The following is a 15969-nucleotide window of genomic DNA, read 5'->3' on the forward strand; positions in this document are numbered from 1 at the left end:
GGTAAGCCCATCGGGTACCCGGCGGCCGGCAGCGCTACACCTGCTCAACGACCGGCTACGCCTCATCCGGGTCAACCACCGCCGACGGGCGTCGACGTACCGAACTCTCCCGCACCTGCAGCTTGGTGGGCAGGGTGACGGTGGTCGCGGCCCGGTCGGGGTCGGCGATCCGCTCGATGAGCAACTGGGCGGCGGTCTCTCCCAACTGGTACGTCGGCTGGGTCACGGTGGTCAACGCGGGCCGTACCAGATGTGCCCACGGCAGGTCGTCGAAGCCGACCACACCCATCTCCGCCGGCACCGGGATGCCCTGGTCGACCAGGCACTCCACCGCACCGACGGTCATCAGGTTGTTCGCCGCGAACAGCGCATCCGGTCGCGGTCGTAGCCGCAGCAGCTCCGTCATCGCCCGGTAGCCACCGTCGGAGCGGAAATCGGCGTGGCGGACCAGCTCCTCCTGGTACGGCTGCCCGGCATCGGCCAGTGCCCGCTGGTAGCCGCCCAGCCGTCGGCAGGCGGTCCAGACGCCACGTCGCCCGGTGATGCAGGCGATCCGCCGGTAGCCGGAGTCGAGCAGGTGCGTGGTGGCCAGCCGGGCGCCGTGCTCGTTGTCCACCAGTACGGTGTCGATCCGGCTGCCGTGCAGCTGCCGGTCGACCACCACCACCGGCACCCGGGCGGCGGTGAGCTGCCCCAGATCGGCGGCCGGCCCGGACGGGGCGATGATCACCCCGGCGACCTGTTCGGCGAGGACGGCGTTCAGGTAGCGGGTTTCCTTGGCCGGATCCTCGTCGGTGTTGCACAGCACGACCGAGTAGCCGGCCTGCTGGGCGAGGTCCTCGACGCCGCGGACCAGGGCGGTGAAGAACGGGTTGCCGATGTCGCTGATCACCACCGCCCACAACGTGGTCCGGCTGCGGCGCAGGTTGCGGGCCACCGCGTTGGGCCGGTAGTCCAGCTCGCGCATCGCCCGCCGGACCCGGTCCGCCAGCGCGGGATCCACGTTGGTGTGGCCGTTGACGACCCGGGAGACGGTAGCTGGGGAGACCTCCGCTTTCCGCGCAACGTCATAGATGGTCGCCATCGTTCATCGCCCTCTTCACTTGCTCCCGACCCGGGGGTGCCGGTCACGGACCCGGGACGATGATTACAGACCGGGTACGGAGCGCGATGGTCCACCAGTTCGGACATCCAGGACGTAATGCATACAGTCCGGCGCTGAGCTGCGATGCAATGACCGTCCACTGTCGGGATACCGACACCCGTGGCGGGCTCCACACCGGACGCCGGCCAGCCGGTGGCCGAACTACGCTGCCGCGTCCGTGGCCGAACTACGCTGCCGCGTCGGTGGCCGAACTACCCGGTCGGGCGGTGCCCGGAGCTGCCGAGGTTCGGCTGCGACGCAGCCACAGCAGCCCGATCACCGGCAGCACCAGCGGGATGTAGCCGTACCCGCTGCCAAAGCCCGACCAGACCGTCTCGTCCGGAAACGCCGCCGGCACCGCGAGACTCACCGCGCCGATGCCGAGTACGCCGACCAGCTCCACCGTGCAGCAGCCGTACGCGATCCGGCGGCCGACCGGGCCGTCGATGATCAGCCCGGCGGCCGCCACCAGGTACACCACCGCGGCGAAGGCGGAGAGCAGGTATGCCACCGGCGCCTCGCCGAACCGGGTGGCGATCTGTACGCCGGCCCGGGACGAGGCGGCGATCGCGAACAGAAGGTAGACGCCGATCAGCACCCGGCCCGGCCCGCTGCGGGTGCGCGCCGTTCGCCCGGTCCGCGCCGGCCGGCCGGCCGTCGACGTCGGGTCAGCCACCGCCGACCGCCGTCCAGGTCTGCTGCAGCCGGACCACCAGCACCGGGATCACCAGGGCGAAGACACCGATGGTCAACGAACCCCACCGGGTCGGCTCCATCCGGCCCAGCACCCCTGCCATCGGCGGCAGGCTGAGCGTGGTGATCAGGTAGCCGGCGAAGACCGGTGGTTCACCGGGGCGCTCCCCACCGACCAGCGCCACCACGGCGGCCACGGTCAGCGCGAGCAGGGCGACCTCGACCACCGCCAGCCCGCCGTACTGGATCAGACCCGGCGGCCGGTCCAACGCCGCGCAGAGCAGCGCCCAGCCGGCGACGGCCAGCGCCCCGACGATGACCACGGCGGCGATCGGCCCGTTCACCGCCGCGCCACCGGCTCAGCTGCCACAGTCACGCCGAACACCCTACTCACCAGCTACAGCGCCCCGTCGAGGTGCGTCCCGGCGGGCCGCAAGGCGTTACCGGGCGATCCGATCCGCCGTGTCCGGACGGTGGCTCTCGGTATCAGTCGGAGTCTATAGTCAGTCCCGGACGGTCCGATCCACCCTGGGGAGGGCGTGGTGGTTGGCGTCGGCATCTGGGGCCTCCTGATCGCCAGCTGTCTCGTCTTGCTCGCCCTGCTCGCGCTGGCCGCGTTGGCCGCCCGCACGGCGGAGCACCCGGCCGACCGGCGGGCGCTGCGGGCCGAAGCCGACGAACTCGCCGCCGAGGCGCAGACCATCGCCGTCGCGGCCGACAACGCGCGGACCGCCGCCGACCAGCTGCGCGACCGGGCGGCCGCCGCCGAGCTGGCCCGCGACGACGCCTGGCAACGGCAGGAAACCGCCGGCCGGGCCTATCAGCAGGCGTTGCTCGCCGACCAGGAGGACCGGCCGGCGGCCGTCGTCACCGGTGCGCCGCTGCCCGCCGAGCATGGGCGCGACGTCAGCCGGGCCGCGCTCACCGCGTACCGTCGGGGCGACATCTCGGTGCAGCAACTGCGTACCGTGTGGCGGCGGGCCGGTGGCGCACCGCCGGATCCGACGGCGGCCGACCGGGCCGACCGGGCCGTCGACCGGCACCGCGTCCGCGACCAGGCGGCCCGCCGGGAGTACGACGTGGTCGCCGCCGCCGCGCGTCGGGCCGTGGAAGCGGCCTACATCGCCGAGCTGAGCGCCGCCGCGCTGGCCGAGGAGGCGGCCGCCGCCGCAGCCGACGCCGAGGAGGCCCGCTACGTCGCGGACCGGGCCGAGCGGTCACACTGAACTCCGGTCGACGAAGGGAAACGCGGCGATGGCATTGCGGTTCGGTCTGTTCGGCACCGGGCACTGGGCGGCCGAGACCCACGCGGCCGGGATCGCCACACACCCCGGCGCGGAGCTGGTCGGGGTCTGGGGACGGGACCGGGCGAAGGCCACGGCGCTGGCGCAGCGGTACGGCGTCGCGCCGTACCAGGACGTGGACGCGCTGCTCGCCGACGTCGACGCGGTCGCCGTCGCCCTGCCGCCCGACGTACAGGCCGGGATCGCGGTCCGCGCCGCCGACGCCGGCCGGCACCTGCTGCTGGACAAGCCGCTGGCGCTGACCCTGCCGGACGCCGACCGGGTCGTCGCAGCGGTCGACCGGCGGGACGTCGCCTCGGTGGTCTTCTTCACCAGCCGGTTCAACCCAGCCATGATCGACTTTCTGGCCCGGCCGGCCGACGGTGCCTGGCACGGTGCCCGGGGAGTGCTGTTCGCAGCCATCTCCGAGCCCGGCAATCCGTACGGTGCCTCGCCCTGGCGGCGCAGCTACGGCGGGCTGTGGGACATCGGCCCGCACGTGCTGTCGGTGCTGCTGCCGGTGCTCGGCCCGGTCTGCCGGGTCGCCGCGATGCCCGGCCCGGCCGGCGGGGTGCACCTGCTGCTGCGGCACGCCAGCGGGGCCACCAGCACGCTGTCGCTCAACCTGGACGGCCCGGTGGCGGCGAAGACCTTCGATGTCACGTTCTTCGGTGAGCCCGGGATCGTGCCGGTGCCGCACCGGGACGTGACCACCGGGCAGGCGTTCCACGCGGCCATCGACGCGCTGCTCGGGCAGGTCACCGCCGGGGCGCCGGGACATCCCTGCGACGTACGGTTCGGCCGGCAGGTGGTGGCCGTCTTGGCCGCCGCCGACACCGCCCGGGCCGAGCAGCGCACCGTCGACGTCCCGGCTGGAAAACCGGTCGCCTGAGCGATGCCCGCCGGTTAACCTGCCAGGCGTGTCGACCACCTTCCAGGCGCTGATCCTGACCGGCGGTACGCCGGCCGGGTGGTGCCAGTTGCTGACTGCCCGCCCGCGTGCCCGGCGTCCCGTCCTGGCCTGCGGCCAGTTCGCGCCCGGCAGCTGACCGGCAGCTGACCGGCACTCCGCCGGACACCAGCGCTGCCGATCCCGATCCCCCGTCGGTCCACCGACGGGTACCAGTCGCGCGCGGAGCCCCCCGCCCCGGCCAGGGCGGTCCGAGTCCTGACCTTTCTGGACCGGCCGCCGGACCGGCGGCCGGTCCGTGAACCGCCGAGCCGGACCCTGCCGGCCGGCAGACTGGACCTGGCCGTGCCTCGCCACCACCGCAAACCTGACCCGACGGGCAACTTCGACCCGACCAGAAACCTTTACTCGACCCGGGGCGGTGCCGCCACCGGCGCCGACCGTACCCGTCGGGTCTACTCGCAGACCTTCCTGCACGACCGGTCGGCCATCGACCGGGTGGTCCGGGCCGTACGGCCCACGCCCGGTGAACTGACCATCGAGGTCGGTGCCGGCACCGGGCAGCTGACCCGGCTGCTCGCCCGGGCGCTCGCCCGGGTCGACGGCCGTCTCCTGGCGTACGAGGTCGATCCGGATCTCAGCGCGCGCCTGGCCCGCCGGTGCGCCGATCTGCCGAACGTGACGCCGGCACCCGGCGACTTCCTGGCCGCCGAGCCGCCGGCCGAGCCGTTCGCGGTGGTCGGCAACATCCCGTACGCCGCCACCGCGCCGATCGTGCGGTGGTGCCTGCACGCGCCCCGGCTGCGCGCCGCCACCCTGGTGACCCAGTTGGAGTACGCCCGCAAACGCACCGGCGACTACGGTCGATGGAGTCTGCTCACCGTCCGTACCTGGCCGGAGTTCGACTGGCGGCTGGCCGGTCGGCTGCCGCGCACCGCGTTCCGGCCGGTGCCCCGGGTGGACGGCGCGATCCTGCGGCTGGCCCGCCGACCAGCGCCGCTGGTGCCACCGGCCGCGATCGCGGCGTACCAGGAGCTGGTCGAGCTCGGCTTCAGCGGCGTCGGCGGCTCGGTGGCAGCGTCGCTGCGGCGTGGCTTTCCCGCCCGGCGCGTCGACGCGGCGCTGCGGGCCACCCGGATCCCGGTCGACGCCCTGGCCGGCGAGATCTGGCCGGAGCAGTGGTTGACCCTGTTCCGGCTGATCACTGCCCGCTGACCCGTCGCCTCAGCCGGTGGCCAGCGCCAGCCACTGGTGGCTGGTGACCTCGGCGCTGGGCGGCACCAGCAGCCGGTCGAGTGTGCCCGGCGTCGCGGCCACCAGATCCCACAGCGCGCCGCCGGGCAGCCGGACCCGGGCCAGCGGGGTGCCCGCCGGATACGGCTGGCCCGGCACCACCAGCCAGCGATGCAGCCGCGCGGACCCGCCCGGGATGCCGAACGACAGCGGAACCATTGCGGTGGTCTCCGTCGACGCGCGGATTGTCCGGGGGCCACTGCGCGGCAGCCACCGGGCGGCGCCGTGCACGGTCGCCAGCTCCGGCTCCTCCACCTGACGCAGCGGGCGCTGGAAGGCGTCGTGTACCGCCTGCGCCACGGCAGGCATCCGGGCCCCGCCGCCGACCAGCAGCACCGATCCGATGCTTGCCGGTGGCACCCCGACGGCGGCCAGCATCTGCCGGCAGCAGGCGATCGTGCGGTCCAGCAGCGGGGCCACCAGCTGCGCCAGATCCGCTCGGGTCAGCCGGTACGCCGGGGTGTCCGGCAGCAGGAAGTCCTCCACCGCCGGGGTGTCACTGAGCTGGTGCTTGATCCGGTTCGCGAAGTCGGTGACCGCCATGCCGAGCCGCAACGTGGCCGGGGCGGACTGGCTGGCTGCGGCACTGGCCAGCAGCGGCGCCAGCCACTGCTGGCCGTCGGCGTGGATCCGTCCGGCCAGCAGCGCGTCGATGTCCCGGCCGCCGCAGTCGTCGATCGCCGCGTGTCCGAGCACCTCGTGCCAGCGTTCGTCGATGCGCACCAGTGCCGTGTCGAAGGTGCCTCCGCCCAGGTCGTAGACCAGCACAAGCTCGCCGGGGACCGGCGGTGGGCCGGCGACCGGGGCGAACGCGGCCGCGACCGGCTCGGGCAGCAGCTCGACCGGGCCGAGACCGGCCGCTTCGGCCGCGGCGATCATCTGCGCGCGGCGCGGGTCGTCCGGGCCGTACGACGCCGGAACCGTCACCACCGTCCGGTGCACCGGGGCGCCGTACCGCCGCTCGGCCTCCGCCCGCAGCGCGGTCAGCACCGCCGCGACCTGCTCGATCGGCCGGAACCGGCGGTCGCCGAGCGTCATCGGCACATCGGCGGCCATGCCGCGTTTGAACTCGGCGGCGTACGCGGTCGGCTCGGACCGCTTCCGCCGCTCCGCCAACGCGCCGACGATCATGCTCTGGCCGTCCCAGTGCACCGCCGACGGCCAGGTCGGCGCGCCGGTGACCGGGTCTGGTACCAGCTCGCCGGTCTCACCGGTGACCACCATCGCGGCGGAGGAGGAGGTGCCGAAGTCGACCACCAGGACGGGCTGGTCAGACATCCCAGACATCGATCAGGCTCCGCTCGTTGGACTCCCAGTTGGCCAGCAGGTGCCGGCTGTCGGCGCTGAACCCGACCCGGACCCGCTGCCCGGTGCCACCCAGCACCCGGAACAGCTCCTGCCCGGTCGACGTGTCCTGCAGGACCACCGCGGCGATGCCGTCGAGCGCGTCGGCGACCGCGGCCCGTAGTTGCCCGTCGGCGCTGACCGCAGCCGTACCGAACCCTTCCCGCCGGCTGTGCTCGGCGAACTCCGGCATCCGCTGCTCCCACCGGTCGTCGGTGATCCGGTCGATCTGGCTGCCGGTACGCAGGTCCCACAGGGACGTCACGGTGCGCCGGTACCGGCCTACCGCCTTCGCCCGGCCCTCGGCCGCCGCCCGCCACCCGGTCTCGTCGATCAGCACCCGGTGCGGCTCGCCCGGATCGCGGAACCGGGCGCTGAGCTTGCCGGTCTCGATGTCCCACACCGAGATGAACCCGTCCGTGGCCCAGGCCACCACCGCCAGCCGGCCGTCCGGGTCGACGAACACCCGGCCGGTCGGCTGTGCGCCGGCGGTGTGCTCCGGGCGGAACTCGGCGCGGACCGTGTCGTCGGCGATCGCCCGGAGCCGGACCAGCCGGGCCGCCGGGTCGCACTCCACCAGATGCTCGCGGTCCGGGGTGAGCAGCCAGCTACCGGTGGACTCCAGGTGCCGCCGCCGGGGCGGCGGCTGGCGCTGCAGGGCCACCGCGTCCTTCGCGGTGGCCACCACCAAAACCGGGCCGACCAGGTCGCCCGGGTACGCCTGCTGGCCCAACTGCCGGCCGTGCTGGGCGGCGGTGAGCTCGAAGACCCGCTCGTCGGGGGTACGGATGTGGGCGAGCACCGCCCCGGCCGGGTAGGGCTCGCCCGGCGGCACGCACCAGCGCAGCAGCCGGGCCCGACCGCCCGGGATCTCCCACGAGGTTGGCTCGGTGCGCCACCGCTGAGGCTCGGCGGTGACGGTGCGACCGCTGGCACCGGCCGCGAACCGGGCCGCGCCGCGCAGCACCGCCAGCTCCGGGTCCGGGCCGCAGCGCAGCGGCCCCGGCGCCCCGGCGTCGATGATGCCGAGGCCGGACCGCAGCGTGGTGTGCACCGCCGGCAGGTAGGCGTTGCCGCCGGCGACGACCACCGCGGCCAGGTCGGCCGGTGCGGCGCCGACCGCGCCCAGCACACCTGCGGCACCCTCCACCAGCCAGCGCAGCGCCGGTTCGGCGAACGCGTCCAGCCAGGCCCGGGTCAGCCGGTACGGCGGGGTGAGCGGGGTGAGGTGATCGACCACCTCGTCGGCGTCGACCAGCTGGTGTTTGAGCCGGCGGGCGAAGTCGATCGCCTCGTGGTAGGCGCGCAGCCCGGCGTCACCGGGTGCGGCGAGCATCGGCTCCAGCCAGGCCCGCCCCTCGGTACGCAGGTCGTTGATGAGCAGCGCGTCGAGCTCCTGCCCGGCCGGGCTGGTCTGCTGAGCGAGCTGGACGGTGTGGCTGCCGTACACCTGCACCAGCGCGACGGTCCAGGTCGCGCCGAGGTCACAGACCAGCACCAGCGCGCCGGCCGGCAGGTTGTCGCCGGTCGTCGGGTCCAGCGCCGCCGCCACCGCGCTGTCGATCAGCTCCACGTCGCGGAACCCGGCGGCCGCACCGACGGCGAGCATCGTGTCCCGACGGGGATCGCCGGGCAGGTAGTCCGCCGGCACGGACAGGGTCAGCCGGTCGATCTGACCGCCGTACAGTTGGCGAACCTCGTTGGCGACCACGGTGAGGTACGCGGTGAGCGCCTCGGCACCGGTGACCTCCCGGTGTTCCAGCCACATGGCCGCCTGGGCGTCGACGGCCCGGCGTGGCCCGTCGATGTACCGCCGCGGCATGGCCCGCTTACGTACCTCGGACGGGGTGCCGACCAGGAATCCCTCGTCCGCCAGGCACACCGACGACGGCCAGCTGGTCGCTCCGCTGGCCGGTTCCTTGACCAGGGTCGTCTGGTCCGCGACGACCAGCGCCACCCGGGTGCCCGAGGTGCCGACATCGACCACCAGGATCGGCTCGGTCATGTTCCCGCCCTCACCACAGCAGTTCGGCGATTGATCGTCCTGAAAGTTCCGGGACAGTGTCCGTGAGTGCCGCCGTCACGTCCACCCTGGGCGATGTGCGCGGTACGCCACGGACAGGGGTGAACGTAACGGAAACTGGTCGCGTTGGTGGACCCGCCCCCGTGTGTTCGGTCACCAACCGCGATCGTCGCTGCTGGAACCGCTAGACTCGGCGACTGCGAAGGGGAGTAGCTCCCAACATCGCGGTCGACACACTGGTGCTGCGCACCCGGCCGCGGCGACCCGGCGGTACGTCGGGTGGGCGAGACCTTCGACCCAGGCTGCAGCAGCCGGGTCGAGGTCCGCGTGCCACGATCCGGCCCCGACCGGATGAGAGGCACCATGGACGGCTTCCTTGCCGCGACCGCGATCAGCTTCGGCGTGATCTTCGTCGCCGAGCTGGGCGACAAGTCACAGCTGATGGCGTTGACCTTCGCCACCCGATTCAGGACCTGGCCGGTGCTGATCGGCATCACCGCGGCCACCGCCGTCGTGCACCTGGTGTCGGTCGCCCTCGGGTACGGCCTCGGCGTGGCCCTGCCCACCGGCTGGATCGCGCTGACCGCCGCGCTGGCGTTCATCGGGTTCGGCTTCTGGACGCTGCGCGGCGACACCCTCACCGACGAGGAGTCCCGCCGGGCGCAGCGGACCACCAGGACAGCGGTGATCGCCGTGTTCACTGCCTTCTTCCTGGCCGAGCTGGGGGACAAGACGATGCTGGCGACGATCACGTTGGCCACCCGGCACGGCTGGTTCGGCACCTGGCTCGGCTCCACGCTCGGCATGGTCGCGGCCGACGCGCTGGCCATCGTGGTGGGCCGGTTGCTCGGCCGGCGGCTTCCCGAGCGGGTGATCGCGTACGGGGCGGCCGCGCTGTTCTTCGCGTTCGGCTGCTGGCTGCTGGTCGAGGCGATCGTCGAACTGGCCGGCTGACCCGGCACCCGTCGATGTCGGCCTAGAGCACGGCAACACGCGTACCGACGGCCGGTCGTGGGTACGTTGACTGGTATGCAGCACTTCACGATCGCCACCGTCGCTGAGCAGAGCCCCGATTTCCGCCGGGTGCTCTGGACCGGTGAGCATTCCCAGCTTGTGATCATGACCATTCCGCCGGGCGGCGAGATCGGCGAGGAGGTCCACGAGGACATCGACCAGATCCTCACCTTCGTCAGCGGTGTCGGCGAAGCGCTGGTGGCCGGCGAGCGGCAGGTCGTCGCCGCCGGTGATCTGGTCGCCGTGCCAGCCGGCACCAAGCACAACTTCGTCAACACCGGCCCCAACCCACTGGTGCTCTACACCGTCTACGGTCCGCCGGAGCACGCCGACGGTGCGGTGCACCACACCAAGGAGGAGGCCGACGCGGCGGAGGAGTCCGGCCAGGACGAGCCGCCCAAGTCGTGACGGAGGCCCCCGTCGTCGTGACGGCGGCCTCCGCCGGGACCTCGGCCACCCGCCGGCGGGGCCGGTTCAGCCCTCCGTCGCCCCGTTGAGCAGTGACGGATCGCGTCGGATCAGCTCTGCCAGGCGGGCCGCCGGACCGTCCTGGGCGGGCTGTCCGCGCGGCGGCCACTCCGGTGGGCGCCCGGCGGTCGGCACCCCGGGCGCCGCCGGGTCGCCGGACGGCGGGTTCGGCCCCACCGCAGGCGTACCGCCGTCGACTGTCACCTGCACCCGGCCGTCCCGGTTGCCGACGGTGAGCTGCACGGCCTGACCGCCGTCGGTGAGGTGGACCGTGGCGGTCAACCCAGGGTGGCGCTCCACCACCTGCCGGACCGCCGCAGCGATCTCGTGCGCCGCCGACGCCGTCCGGTCGTTGCCCTGGCTGACCCGCTTCTGCAGCTGGTCGCGTCGGGCGAGCCGGGCGAGCGCGTCGTCCAGGTCACCGCGCATCTGTCCTCCTCTGCTATCACCTCAGGATGGCTGACTCCGTACCGCTCGGTCCAGCGCCCGGTCCAGGACCACCAGCAGGGCGTCCCGGACCGACAGTCGGTCGCGGGCGTCGTACGCGACGACCGGAACGGCCGGGCCGGTCGCCAACGCCCACCTGACCTCGTCAATGCTATGACCAAGGCGGCCGTTGAAGGTATTTACTCCCACCACGAACGGCAGCCCGGCCCGCTCGAAGTAGTCGACGGCGGGATAGCAGTCGTCCAGGCGTGAGCTGTCCACCACGACCAGTGCGCCCAACGCCCCTCGGGCCAGGTCGTCCCACATGAACCCGAAACGGGTCTGACCCGGGGTGCCGAACAGGTACAGCTTCAGACTCCGGTCGATCGTGACACAGCCGAAGTCCATCGCGACGGTCGTGGTGGTCTTGCCGGACTCTGGGCCGGGATCGTCGACCCCGACGGAGACGGCGGTCATCTCCGCCTCGGTGGTCAGCGGGACGATCTCGGAGATGGCTCCGACGGTGGTGGTCTTGCCGACCCCGAAGCCACCCGCCACGACGATCTTGACCGGGATCGGCGCGGTCCGGGGTGCGGCGCGGTGCCGGGCTGTCGGGGGCGGTCCGGCTGTCGGACGATCAGGAGATGGCACGTAGTCCACGGATCACTCGCAGGATGGTGTCGGCATCGGCAGGGGCGTCGACGTCGGGTACGTGGACGTCGAGATGGGCGGAGGCGCGGAGGTCGCCGACGAGCACCCGGGTCACCCCCAGGTGCAGCCCCAGCCGGGCGGACAGTTCCGCGACGGAGATCGGGTCGGCGGCGAGCGCGATGATCGCCCGCAGTTCAGGGGCCAGGCCGGACACCGAAGGGCCGGGGTCGAACAGGTCTGGTACCCGGGCGGTCACCTGCGTCTCCAGGTTGATGTCCGGGTCCGCCCCGGTGACCCGGCCGGCGGTCAGCACGAACGGCCGCAGCGTCGTCGGCGCGGCGTCGCCGTCCGACCGGTCCGGCCCGCCGCCGTCGGACTCGCCGACGCCGGGCAGACCCCCGCCCGCCGCCGGGGTGTCACCCGACGGCGGGGTACGCAGGTAGGGGCGGATCCGCGGCTGCGGATCGACCGGCTCGTCCGCCCCGTACGGCGGTCGGGTCACGACTGGACGGAGTTCTTCAACTCGGCGATCAGCCGGGGAGTGAGCGGGCCGCCGGCGCGCCCGGCGAACAGGGTCATCTCGTAGGCGACGGTGCCAAGGCTGGCCGAGCGGTCGGCGATCACCCCCAGCACCGACCCGGAGCTGATCGAACTGACCAGCAGGTAGCCGTCGGCCATGTCCACCACCACCCGGTTCAGCGTGCCGAGCGAGTACCAGTTCGCCGCACCACCGGCCAGGCTGGTCATGCCGGACACCACCGCCGCCAGCCGCTCGGCGTTGGCCCGGTCCTTGATCGCGGACATGGCCATCAGCAGTCCGTCGGAGGAGACCGCGATGGCTTCGCGGACCCCGGCTGTGCTGGATGTGAACGAGTCCAGCAGCCAGTTGAAGGTCTGCGCTTCGGCGCTCAGCGAGCCGTTGCCGGCCGGGGCCGTCGGGCGTTCTGCGGTGTCCGGCGTGTAGGGACTGTTCATCCGTTGGTTCCTTTGCTGCCGTGCTGGAAGGTGGTGGTGATCTCGGTGAGCGCGCGCTGAACGCCCGTCTCGAATTCGTCCAGGGACTCCTTTGCCTGCTGTGGGTCTGGTGGCCAGGGCTGGCGGTTGCCGGGGGATGCGCTGGCCGGCGGCGGGTCGGGCAGGCTCGCGCCGGGCACCCGCTGGGTGAGGCGGTCCGACCCGGCGACCGTCGGGTCCTGCGCCACCTCCCGCTGTGCCCGCCGTACCCCGGCCTCGAACTCCTCCAGCAGCGCTCGTGCGGCGACCGGGTCGGCCGGTGCGTCGCTGAGCGCCGCTGGTCCGCTGCCGACCGGATGCTGGGCACCGGGAACGCGTTGCCGCAGCGGCCCACGTCCGACCGGCTCGGCGGCCGGCGCCGCCGTTGGCTGGTCCGGTGCCCCGGCCGGTTCGACCGCTGTGCCGAACGCGTTCCACGGGGTGCCGGTGCCGAGTGACCGGGTGGCCCGCTGCACCGCCGACGAGTTGAAGCCGGCGCCGGAGCCGATCAGCACCGCGTCGGCCGGGACCGTGCCGGGCAGCGGCGCGATGGTGGGCGCGACCGCTGGCGACCGGCTGGTGGAACCGGTGGCCATGGCCGGTCCAGGGGCGCCGGTGGCCGGCACGATCAGATCGGGTCCCAGGTCGACCGTGACCGTGACCCCGCCGCCCGGCGTGGCGGTCAGTTCGACCTCCATCGCATGCCGGCGGGCGAGTCGGCCGACCACGAACAGTCCGAGGACCTCGGTCGGTACCAGGTCGAGCCGTTCCCGTCGGGTCAGCCGGGCATTCTCCTCGGCCAGTCGCTCCGGGGACAGCCCGAGCCCCCGGTCGATGACGCTGACCCGCAGACCGTCGTCGAGCGGCCCGGCGGTCACGGTCACCCGGGTGTGCGGTGGCGAGAAGACGGTGCCGTTCTCCATCAGCTCGGCAAGTAGCAGCACCAGGTCGGCGATGACCGACGGCTGCAGGGCGTACCCGGCGGGTGCCTGCACGTCGACCCGGGTGTAGTCCTCGATCTCACCGAGCGCGAGCCGGATGACGTCGGAGACCGGCAGCGGGGCCATGTGCTCCTCGGCGCCGGTCGCACCGGAGAGCACCACCAGGCTGCCGGCGTTGCGCCGTAGCCGGCTGGAGACGTGGTCGAGCCGGTAGAGATGCTGCAGCCGACGCGGGTCGGTCTCCTCTCGCTCCAGCCGGTCGATGATCGCCAACTGGCGGCCCACCAGGTTCTGCGTCCGCCGTCCGACGTGGCCGAACATCTGTGCCACGTTGCGTCGGCTCGACACCTGCCGCTCGACGAGCCGGGCGGCGGTCTGCTGGACCCGTTCGAAGGCGCGGGCCAGGTCGCCGATCTCGTCGGTGGCGGTCACCTCGACCGGGTCGAGACGTACCGGGTCGGGGCGTTCCGACTCGTCGTCGGCCACCCGTACCAGCTCCGCCTCGGCGATCCGGGCGACCCGGTCGGCCGAGAAAGTGAGCCTGGCCAGCGGCTGGGCGACCGATCGGGCCACGTACAGGCTGAGCGCGACGACCACCAGCAGGACCAGCAGCGCCCCGGCCACCACGCCGTACGCGGTGAGCAGAACCTGTTCCTGCCGTCGGGTCACGTCGACCGTGACGTCGATGACGATCTTGCGCTCGACGAACCGGCCGAGGGCGATCAGTGACTCCAACGACGGGAACAACGTGGCTGCGGACAGACCGGCCAGCACCTGCGCCGGGTCGACCGGGGAGCCGTTCTGCGTGCCGGCCTGTGACGCGTCGCTGAATCCGCTGCCGAGCCGCTGGTCGAGCGCCTCCTCGACCAGGCTGTAGAGGGCCACCTGGTCGGCGGTGGCGAACCGGCTGAACCGGGCGGCGTGCTCCTGAGTGGTGACCAGGCTCAGCGCGTACCGGGTGGCGGCCTGCGGGTCGCGGGACCCGACCACCAGCAGCATGTGGGCCGCCCCGGCGCTGATCGCGGCGTCCAGCCGCAGCGCGGCGTCCAGCGCCACGATCTGGCGTCCCTCGGGGGTGGCGATGTCGGCCGAGTCGACCAACTTCAACCCGTCGAGCAGCCGCTCGATGAGATCGCCGTACGCGGTCATCACCTGATCGCTGTCGGCGGTGCGGTCGCGTACCGCGGCCCGGACCTCGGCGAGGCCGTCCACCGCGTCGACCGCCGCGGCCAGCTCGGCGTCGAGCTGGCCACCCAGCTCGGCCCGGATGTCGGCGATCCGGTCGGTGACGGCCGCCTCCTGCAGCACCAGCCGGGACCGGTCCACGCTGTCCAGCAGGTAGCCGATCGCCAGCAGACGTTCCTGCTGCAGGTCCTGGGCGAGCGAGCCGATCTGGCCACCGGCCTGCACGGTACGGACCGTGTCGGCGGCCCGGCCGGCCAACGCGGCGCGGTCGATCACGATCGGCACCGCCAGGGCAGCGACCGCGATCAGCGGGATCATGACCAGCAGGGCCAGTTTTCCCCGGATCCGGAGCCTATCGAGCAGCAACGGTCGGCCCCCATCGTCCGGTGCCCGGGGCGGCGGTGCCGGCGGGCGAGCCGCCGTGCGCCGTCGGGTCGAGTTCCGGCCAGCGGGTCGGCTGGTCCGCCGCGTCCGGACGGGGCTCGGCCGGTCCCGGCGGGTGGCCGGTCCCGGCGTGGTCGGCCGCACCGGTGCCGGGCTGGCCGGCGGTTGACGCGGGCTGGCCGAGGTAGGCCATGACCATCGGGGCTACGGCCAGGGCGAAGGCCACGACGAGGGCGCCGACCGAGGCCCACTGGCCGCGTTGCAGGGCGCTGATCCGGTCGGCGATCAGACCGTCCAGCTCGGCGAGCATCGTGCCGGCGAGTTCGGCCGCCGCCACCTGGGCGTCGCCGCGGAGCCCGATGAGCGGATCGAGGTCGGGCAGCGCGGCCCCGCCGCCCGGTGTGTCGGCCCCGCCCCCGGACACGACGTCCGCGGTGTTCACCGCGGCGGCGGCCGCGGCGAGGGTGTCCATGCTGCGCCGGAACCGGTCGACCTGGGTGAGCAGGTTGCTGCTCATCGTCCGGCTGTCGGTGCTCTCCACCGCGGCCTGGACGTTGTCGGCCAGGTCGCCGGCGGGGGAGAGCACGTCGCTTGCCGCGCTGATCAGCTCGACCAGCGCCAAGGGCCGGTCCTGCGCCGGCCGGGTCGGCAGCAGCACGGCGAGGTCCGCGAAGCGTCCGGTGGCGACGATCGCCTCCGGCAACTCCTCGGCCGCACCGTCCTGCAGGTGGTAGGCGTCGCCTTCCGGATCTCGGACCAGGTTCGAGCTCTCCCGCACCCGGTCGTACTGGGCCAACAGCAGTTCGGTGGCCTGGCGGTAGGCGTCGAAGGCTTCGGCCGGCCGACTGAACTGCCGGTCCGACAGGGATTCCACGGTGGAGCGGAGCGTCGCCCACCGTTGCTGGGCCCGTAGTGACGCGCCGATCCGCTGGTCGACCTCGGTGACCGCGTCGAGGGCCCGAAGCAGCGCCTCGTCGTTGACCGGCTGACCGGCGACGGCCGCTGACTGCGCGTCGACCAGGGCCACGGTCAACTCGTTGAGCGCGCCGAGATACGCCACGCCCTCGCGTTCGCGTTCGGCGAACGCGATGTCCGCCGAGGTGCCGCGCCACAACTGCGTGAACAGCACGCAGACGGGTACGAGCATCAATACGGTGATGGCTGATCGGAGCAGCGCCCCGTCGAGCCATCGCTTCCGGCGTACGGCGTCCTGTGCG

17 protein-coding genes are annotated in these 15969 nt (G+C 73.2%); 6 read left to right on the forward strand and 11 right to left on the reverse strand.

Annotated features, from left to right (window positions below):
- Positions 1 to 55: 55 nt before the first annotated feature.
- From ACN27J_RS29355 to ACN27J_RS29365, 3 genes are all read right to left on the reverse strand, one after another.
- Positions 56 to 1084, reverse strand: coding sequence for a LacI family DNA-binding transcriptional regulator (locus ACN27J_RS29355; protein ID WP_421371205.1), 1029 nt, complete (start codon positions 1082 to 1084; stop codon positions 56 to 58).
- Between the two features lie 247 nt (positions 1085 to 1331).
- On the reverse strand, positions 1332 to 1820 hold the full coding sequence (locus tag ACN27J_RS29360; RefSeq protein WP_421371207.1) for a hypothetical protein: 489 nt from the start codon (positions 1818 to 1820) through the stop codon (positions 1332 to 1334).
- Entirely contained in the window at positions 1813 to 2181 is a 369-nt protein-coding gene (locus tag ACN27J_RS29365; RefSeq protein ID WP_421371209.1) for a hypothetical protein, read from the reverse strand. Before ACN27J_RS29365 ends, ACN27J_RS29360 begins: the two co-directional genes overlap by 8 nt.
- A 198-nt stretch (positions 2182 to 2379) precedes the next feature.
- Here ACN27J_RS29365 and ACN27J_RS29370 point away from each other — a divergent pair, with 198 nt between their 5' ends.
- The 4 genes from ACN27J_RS29370 (at position 2380) to erm (ending at position 5245) form a co-directional block, all read left to right on the forward strand.
- Positions 2380 to 3063, forward strand: a complete 684-nt coding sequence (locus tag ACN27J_RS29370) for a hypothetical protein (protein WP_421371212.1) — start codon at positions 2380 to 2382, stop codon at positions 3061 to 3063.
- 28 nt (positions 3064 to 3091) lie between these two features.
- The gene (locus ACN27J_RS29375) at positions 3092 to 4012 is read left to right on the forward strand and encodes a Gfo/Idh/MocA family protein (protein ID WP_421371214.1); all 921 of its coding nucleotides are present in this window, start codon (positions 3092 to 3094) and stop codon (positions 4010 to 4012) included.
- Between the two features lie 28 nt (positions 4013 to 4040).
- Positions 4041 to 4169, forward strand: coding sequence for a hypothetical protein (locus ACN27J_RS29380; protein ID WP_278167414.1), 129 nt, complete (start codon positions 4041 to 4043; stop codon positions 4167 to 4169).
- A 206-nt stretch (positions 4170 to 4375) separates the two neighbouring features.
- A complete protein-coding gene (gene erm / locus ACN27J_RS29385; RefSeq protein ID WP_421371216.1) occupies positions 4376 to 5245 on the forward strand; it encodes an ErmE/ErmH/ErmO/ErmR family 23S rRNA (adenine(2058)-N(6))-methyltransferase in 870 nt (289 codons plus the stop codon).
- Positions 5246 to 5254: 9 nt separating this feature from the next.
- Here erm and ACN27J_RS29390 read toward each other — a convergent pair whose 3' ends face one another.
- Both ACN27J_RS29390 and ACN27J_RS29395 read right to left on the reverse strand, forming a co-directional pair.
- On the reverse strand, positions 5255 to 6601 hold the full coding sequence (locus ACN27J_RS29390; RefSeq protein WP_421371218.1) for an Hsp70 family protein: 1347 nt from the start codon (positions 6599 to 6601) through the stop codon (positions 5255 to 5257).
- Positions 6594 to 8672: an Hsp70 family protein gene (locus tag ACN27J_RS29395; RefSeq protein WP_421371219.1), complete on the reverse strand. Its 2079-nt coding sequence runs from the start codon at positions 8670 to 8672 to the stop codon at positions 6594 to 6596. Before ACN27J_RS29395 ends, ACN27J_RS29390 begins: the two co-directional genes overlap by 8 nt.
- A gap of 381 nt (positions 8673 to 9053) precedes the next feature.
- On the opposite strand from ACN27J_RS29395, the gene ACN27J_RS29400 reads away from it, so the two are divergent.
- Both ACN27J_RS29400 and ACN27J_RS29405 read left to right on the forward strand, forming a co-directional pair.
- On the forward strand, positions 9054 to 9644 hold the full coding sequence (locus tag ACN27J_RS29400; RefSeq protein ID WP_421372582.1) for a TMEM165/GDT1 family protein: 591 nt from the start codon (positions 9054 to 9056) through the stop codon (positions 9642 to 9644).
- Between the two features lie 75 nt (positions 9645 to 9719).
- Positions 9720 to 10112 carry a cupin domain-containing protein gene (locus ACN27J_RS29405; protein ID WP_421371220.1) on the forward strand — a complete coding sequence of 131 codons (393 nt, stop codon included), beginning with the start codon at positions 9720 to 9722 and terminating at the stop codon, positions 10110 to 10112.
- A gap of 66 nt (positions 10113 to 10178) precedes the next feature.
- Here ACN27J_RS29405 and ACN27J_RS29410 read toward each other — a convergent pair whose 3' ends face one another.
- From ACN27J_RS29410 to ACN27J_RS29435, 6 genes are read right to left on the reverse strand one after another with little or no spacing between them, the layout of a single operon-like run.
- Positions 10179 to 10601: a hypothetical protein gene (locus ACN27J_RS29410; RefSeq protein ID WP_278167423.1), complete on the reverse strand. Its 423-nt coding sequence runs from the start codon at positions 10599 to 10601 to the stop codon at positions 10179 to 10181.
- Between the two features lie 21 nt (positions 10602 to 10622).
- Positions 10623 to 11258 carry a GTP-binding protein gene (locus ACN27J_RS29415; protein ID WP_370461400.1) on the reverse strand — a complete coding sequence of 212 codons (636 nt, stop codon included), beginning with the start codon at positions 11256 to 11258 and terminating at the stop codon, positions 10623 to 10625.
- The gene (locus ACN27J_RS29420) at positions 11236 to 11751 is read right to left on the reverse strand and encodes a DUF742 domain-containing protein (protein ID WP_421371222.1); all 516 of its coding nucleotides are present in this window, start codon (positions 11749 to 11751) and stop codon (positions 11236 to 11238) included. Before ACN27J_RS29420 ends, ACN27J_RS29415 begins: the two co-directional genes overlap by 23 nt.
- Positions 11748 to 12224, reverse strand: a complete 477-nt coding sequence (locus ACN27J_RS29425) for a roadblock/LC7 domain-containing protein (protein ID WP_278167426.1) — start codon at positions 12222 to 12224, stop codon at positions 11748 to 11750. The genes ACN27J_RS29420 and ACN27J_RS29425 overlap by 4 nt, the downstream gene beginning before the upstream one ends.
- Positions 12221 to 14734 carry a nitrate- and nitrite sensing domain-containing protein gene (locus ACN27J_RS29430; protein WP_421371224.1) on the reverse strand — a complete coding sequence of 838 codons (2514 nt, stop codon included), beginning with the start codon at positions 14732 to 14734 and terminating at the stop codon, positions 12221 to 12223. The genes ACN27J_RS29425 and ACN27J_RS29430 overlap by 4 nt, the downstream gene beginning before the upstream one ends.
- Positions 14721 to 15899: a hypothetical protein gene (locus ACN27J_RS29435; protein WP_421371225.1), complete on the reverse strand. Its 1179-nt coding sequence runs from the start codon at positions 15897 to 15899 to the stop codon at positions 14721 to 14723. Before ACN27J_RS29435 ends, ACN27J_RS29430 begins: the two co-directional genes overlap by 14 nt.
- Positions 15900 to 15969: the final 70 nt, after the last annotated feature.

Source organism: Solwaraspora sp. WMMB762 (assembly GCF_049179115.1).
GTDB lineage: Bacteria > Actinomycetota > Actinomycetes > Mycobacteriales > Micromonosporaceae > Micromonospora_E.